Origin of the sequence: Desertivirga arenae, assembly GCF_017355785.1 — a bacterium.
GTDB lineage: Bacteria > Bacteroidota > Bacteroidia > Sphingobacteriales > Sphingobacteriaceae > Desertivirga > Desertivirga arenae.
This window is the reverse complement of record NZ_JAFEWE010000027.1, coordinates 1-4,640: the sequence shown is the minus strand read 5'-3', so window position 1 is coordinate 4,640 and position 4,640 is coordinate 1. Positions and strand designations below refer to the sequence as shown.

The window sequence follows — 4,640 nt, the reverse complement described above, 5'->3', positions numbered from 1 at the left end:
TTCAGCAAGAACAATTGCTATATTCGAGCTAAATAAAATGTAATCCTTAATCAGGATATGTTAAGTCCTATTCAGGACGATGTCAAATTAATCCAGGACGAGTGTAAAGCTATACTAGGACTAGACAGCGAACAGTTTCTTCAGCTCTTGTTCAGTACTTCTTCAGTTCTTGTTCAGCTCAAACCCCGTTTCCTGCCTGTTTAGCTGAAGAAAGGGTAAACAAGGTATGAGCAAGAACTGAACAAGGGGGTTTGAAAATGGTAGACTGTCCAGTCTCTAAACAAACCCGTTCAGTGACAGACATCATTTTTCCCCGGCCCATTTCCACTAATTTAGCTTTTCAACCAAATCACTTTAATATGAATCTCATACCTGCCGTTATATAGACCCAATGGTAGATGTAGTTTATTGAATTAGTTAAATTTGTAAAGACCGAGGAGGAACTGGAGAGCAATCTTGACTGGTGGCTTTACTTGCTGAAGCATCTCAGCCAGATGAAGCAGTTCCCATCACTCCTTCGCACCTCTGTTTTCGAAAATTTGTTTCATTTAGCAGAATACAGTAAATTAAATAAGGAGGAAAAGAAAATGTACGATGCCAGTTTAAAAGCCCGTTGGGACAACCAGAATGTAATGGATTATGCCGTTGAACAAGGTTTAGAACAAGGTCTACAACAAGGTCTTCAACAAGGTTTGGAAAAGGGTTTACAACAAGGCAGAGCAGAAGGTCAGCATGAAAAAGCGGTTGAGATAGCGCTCCAAATGAAAAAAGAAGGCTTACCACCTACTACTATAGCCAAGTTCACTGGCCTCAAAATAGAGGAGATCGAGCTGTTGTAGTACTTTAATGCAGCACATTCACTCTTATATAAACCTCCTCGCCTCACTTGTTCAGGGCTTGTCATTCAGAAAATTTATCGTGACGAAACAAAAAAAGCCGGCAATCTTATCGATCAACCGGCTTACACCCTGGCTCATAGGGCATTACTAAATTACATTAATCATTATAATTCCAATTGAATAGCCAGAAGGAGCAATCTTCCTGCTAACACTATTTGAAATGGTTTTCGATACAAATATACCTCTACCGCGGAAAGCTCAAGAGGATAAAAAAGCCGATATATTGTACAATCCTACAAAAAGCAAGCAGGACACAATAGCGCAAAAAAAGCCCACCTGATGTCCTGTCAGGTGGGCTAACGTATTTAACAACCAATAGAAATTAGCCTGATCTTTAATCCGGCATTGATTATGGATTGGGACAAATATCGTCACTATAAGCACAAACGCTGTAGCACTTTATAGTAACACTATTGTACTTTACCACATCTTCCTTTCTTAATACCCGAACAACACTTCAGGACTAAGGCGTACAACTTCGCCATACTTTTTAAGGTCTTCAAAATTGACCTTATTCTCCCCTGCCACTACGCAGTAAGAATAAGGCTTCTTACGCAAAGCAGTGTTGTGGAATGTTTTTACCGCATCCATATTCAGTTGAGGCAGTTGCATATAAATATCCTTCCGGTTATCTCCCTCTATTCCTAATTTCTGATTCGCCAGGTAACTGAAAATAATACCGTCTTTTGAAATACGCTGGGTTTCTATATCCTGCTTCACCTGCAGCTTTGCATTATCCAACAGTGATACCGACTCAGGCATTTCATCAAGCAGCTCGTTCATTCCCGCAACCGCTTCACCCATTTTATCACTTTGAGAACCAACATATGCCATTACTGTGTTACGCTCCCCCTTCTTTGAGGGAGTGCTATAGTTTGCAAACGTTGAGTAGGCTAATGCCTTTGATTCCCGGATGGTTTGGAATACAATAGATCCCATGCCCCCACCGAAATAAGTGTTGAAAGTTTGTACTAAAGCAACTCTGTCTTTATCAAATACCTCATCATTACGAACCCAGTAAATTTCCGACTGCACCATATCATAGTTTGCGAAATAAACCTTATTGCTCTCCTGCGTTACTTTGTTAAAGCTTATTTTGCTTTCTGATGCCCTGAATTGGGTTGGCACCTGATGTAGCTTCCCAAGTGAGCCTTGAATGGTAGCAAGATCTGTTGGTCCATAATAAAGGACCTTGTGACTAATACCATTTAGAGAATGAAGCGCATCAGTAAGGTTTTTAGAACTTAACTCATTCAGTTCTGAAGCTGTTAGCTGGTAATTAAATGGATTTTTAGGTCCGTACATCGCATAGTTTACCAATCCACGCATCAAAAGGCTCTTGTTCAATTTATTATTATCGCGTGACTTTTGAATGCCCTGCTTAAGTGAGGCCAATGCATTTTCATCAGGCTTACAGTTCTGCAAAAGATCTTCGAACAGTGCCACTGCTTTATCAAAGTTTTCCTGAAGTCCGCTAATGGAAACAGTAGTCTCCTCGTTTTCAACACTCACATTGAAACTACAGGCCAGGTTGTAAAACACAGCATTAATTTCGTCAACAGACTTAGTATCTGTACCCAAATAACGCAGGTAGGCGGCAGCATAAGGAAGTACTTTATTATTCCACGAACCTGTATCAAACTTGTAATAGAGCCGGAATATTGAGTTCTCTCTATTCTTGACATAGTATAAAGGAGCAATCCCCACATTACCTTTCTGGATCTCCTTGTCATAGTCTACCCACTCCGGCTTAATCTCAGTAGCAGCAATATTATTTATTTGTTTAGAGAAATCAGACTCATCATTACGATTAATAGTAACCGGAGTGATCTGAGGTTTTATTACCTTAACGATAGAATTATCCAGACCTTTTCTCTTGTAAACAACAACGAAATTATTGGCAAATGCATTAGAGGCGAAACTTACTAATTCTGCCTTTTTCACTTTTGCCATATCATCCAACATGCTAACTTCAGATTGCCACTGCTGACCCTTATGTTGAATGAAGGCATGCAAAAGTGCATCTACCCGGTTCTCGTTGTTATCCAAAGCCTGCATTTCTGAAAGTCGCGCATTATCAATTATTGCTTTTAACAGTTGCTCTTTAAACTCACCTTTTTTAAGCTTTTGCAACTCTGCAAACAGCAGGTCCTTAACTTCTTCCAGGCTCTGTCCCTGACGTGCCTTACCATATAGTGTAAAAACAGAATAATCTTTGAAGGTCTGAACATAAGCTCCCGCCTGCAACACCTTCTGCTTGCGGTTCAAGTCCTCATCGATCAAACCTGCTTTTCCATTATTCAACAAGTCGGCAATCACATTCAATTTGTTCACCGATGCACGATCTATCGCTCCAGGCAAACGGAAGCCTATATTTACGGACTCTGCATCCGGACCGAGCACTTCTTTAACCACTGGTTTAAGCATCGCTCTTTCTGCCGCAGGCTTATATTCCGTTACAAGTTTTGCTTTCATCCAGGAAAAAGCGGCATCTAACTTTTTAATTACATAGGATGGATCAAAGTCCCCGGACATGATCACCGCCATATTATTTGGCACATACCAGGTGTTGTAAAAATTACGAATGGCAATGAGCGAAGGATTTTTAAGATGTTCTACCGTTCCAATGGTGGTTTGCTGACCGTAGTTATGGGTAGGGAACAAAGAGGCCATCATTGTCTCATTAATTTTCCAGCCATCATTATCCAATCCACGGTTCTTTTCCTCATAAACTGCTTCTAGTTCTGTGTGGAACAAACGAAAAACGGGATAACGAAAGCGCTCAGATTGTAGTGCAAGGAATTTATCTATAGCGGTAGATGGAATATCCTCTTTATAAACCGTTTCCTCCACCCAGGTATGTGCATTAGTTCCCTGAGCTCCAAGTTTTGCTACGATCTTATCATATTCGTTCGGAATAGCATATTTAGCTGCTAAACCTGAAACGCTGTCAATCTGATGATAGATCTTTTTCCTGTCCGCCTCCGATGTAGTATGGTTGTATTTATCGTAAAGCTTTTCTATTTCTTCCAATAAGGGCTTTTCCTTTTGCCAGTTGAGGGAACCATATTTATCTGTTCCTTTGAATAATAAATGCTCAAGGTAATGCGCTAAACCGGTATGGTCTTTAGGGTCATTATTACTTCCTGCCCTTACAGCAATATAGGTTTGAATACGCGGCTGTGCCTTATTAACGCTCAACATAGCAGTAAGACCGTTTTTAAGTGTATAAAAACGAGTCTGCATGGGATCACCCTGTACATAGCGATAGGTGTACCCCCCTTCAGTTGCTTGCTTCCATTGTTTACTAACCTGTGAAAATACTGGTGATGTTACATTCGTTGCTGAGACCAGCAGAAGTGATACAAAAAGTTGCCGCACTTTATTATTAGTCATATTTTGATTGGGTCTTTAGAACATTTATGGGCTGAAGATGGCGGACCCCAGCGTTCAAACTTAAGGAATACAATTACTTTTCCCTTGTACATCCATTCTTTTTCTCTGGACATTCCGACTCCTTGGAAGACCCGCGAACAAAAAGCGAAGAGAAGCCCGGAGGGATATCAACAGGATACCAAAGATATACCAACGGTATACCAACGGTATAGTCGCTGTGTCTAGTCCTAGTATAGCTTTACACTCGTCCTGGATTAATTTGACATCGTCCTGAATAGGACTTAACATATCCTGATTAAGGATTACATTTTATTTAGCTCGAATATAGCAATTGTTCTTGCTGAA

General features: G+C 40.5%; 3 protein-coding genes. 2 read left to right on the top strand and 1 reads right to left on the bottom strand.

Translation table 11 applies throughout. The features are described 5' to 3' along the window. The first annotated feature begins 57 nt into the window (after positions 1 to 57). Together J4N24_RS25290 and J4N24_RS25285 are read left to right on the top strand one after the other, a co-directional pair. Positions 58 to 204, top strand: coding sequence for a hypothetical protein (locus J4N24_RS25290; protein WP_207536530.1), 147 nt, complete (start codon positions 58 to 60; stop codon positions 202 to 204). A 203-nt stretch (positions 205 to 407) separates the two neighbouring features. Further along, on the top strand, positions 408 to 839 hold the full coding sequence (locus J4N24_RS25285; protein WP_369806261.1) for a PD-(D/E)XK nuclease family transposase: 432 nt from the start codon (positions 408 to 410) through the stop codon (positions 837 to 839). Positions 840 to 1,337: 498 nt separating this feature from the next. Here J4N24_RS25285 and J4N24_RS25280 read toward each other — a convergent pair whose 3' ends face one another. Further along, complete coding sequence (locus J4N24_RS25280) at positions 1,338 to 4,295, bottom strand: M16 family metallopeptidase (RefSeq protein WP_207536529.1); 2,958 nt, start codon at positions 4,293 to 4,295, stop codon at positions 1,338 to 1,340. Positions 4,296 to 4,640: the final 345 nt, after the last annotated feature.

Bases quoted from the DNA above. Each gene is read 5' to 3' on its own strand.
- J4N24_RS25290 (WP_207536530.1), top strand. From the start codon at position 58: ATGTTAAGTCCTATTCAGGACGATGTCAAATTAATCCAGGACGAGTGT.
- J4N24_RS25280 (WP_207536529.1), bottom strand. From the start codon at position 4,295: ATGACTAATAATAAAGTGCGGCAACTTTTTGTATCACTTCTGCTGGTC.